At 49.4% G+C, this 971-nt stretch carries 2 protein-coding genes; both read right to left on the bottom strand.

Features of this window, described 5'->3' with window-relative positions:
- Positions 1-329 (bottom strand): FHIPEP family type III secretion protein (locus WH277_RS01055; RefSeq protein WP_339503863.1); only part of this gene is annotated, 329 nt, incomplete at its 3' end.
- Positions 316-971 (bottom strand): EscU/YscU/HrcU family type III secretion system export apparatus switch protein (locus WH277_RS01050; protein ID WP_339503861.1); only part of this gene is annotated, 656 nt, incomplete at its 5' end. The genes WH277_RS01050 and WH277_RS01055, both read right to left, overlap by 14 nt.

The following is a 971-nucleotide window of genomic DNA, read 5'->3' as shown; positions in this document are numbered from 1 at the left end:
AAGGATTCAATCACCTTACCGGCGGCACCCACGCCCTCATGGCCGTTCAGTAACACCACGCGCGTCGAGGCGACGTTCAGTGTCAGGCGCATCAGTGTGGTCACCAGTAAAATCGTCGGGAAAACTGCGAAGTCCAGCGGCCGTTTACTGTTGACGCTGGCCAGCAATACCGTGATGGATAGCACGATATTGAAGGTGAACAACACATCCAGCACGATCGGCGGCAACGGTAAAATAACCATTGCCAGCACACTGAGCAGCAGCAACGGCACACTGATTTGACTGTTGCGCAGCAGGGCTTTTAGCGAGTTTACATTAAACGTTGCCATGATTTTTTAACTCATTTTCAGGAAGAGGAATATGCAGATCGAGATGCGGTTTTTCACCTTGCCCGGTACGCCAGGATTTTAGCTGCATAACGTATGTCAGCACCTGAGCGATAGCCCGGTAAAGTGACGTGGGGATCTGCTGGTTAACACGTGTACTGTAATAAACAGAGCGAGCGAGAGGAGGAAACTCCACGATTTCAATCTGGTGTTTGCTGGCTACGCTGCGGATATGCAATGCGACGTCATCCAGTCCTTTCGCCACAATATACGGGGCGGCAGCCTTATCGGGCGCGTATTTCAGGGCAACGGCATAGTGCGTTGGGTTAACGATCACCACATCCGCTTGTGGCACTTGCCGATTAATTTGTCCCATGGCCATTTGGTGTTGCAGCTGGCGAATACGTCCTTTTATCTGAGGGTTACCGTCCTGGTTTTTATGCTCATCACGCACTTCTTTTTTAGTCATGCGCATTTTTTTAGTGAAGAAAAATTGACTCAGTGGCACATCAATAAAGGCAAAAATGGCAATAGTGATAATAAAGACCTTCATGACCCCGGCGTAGTGAGCTAATCCGGTGTAGATAGCCTCATGCAAAAAGTGTGTCTGTAATGTCATGATCACGGGCAGTTCGTGCTGAATGC

This window comes from Erwinia sp. MYb416 (genome assembly GCF_037479575.1).
Lineage (GTDB): Bacteria > Pseudomonadota > Gammaproteobacteria > Enterobacterales > Enterobacteriaceae > Erwinia > Erwinia rhapontici.
This window is presented reverse-complemented; position numbering and strand designations above follow the sequence as displayed.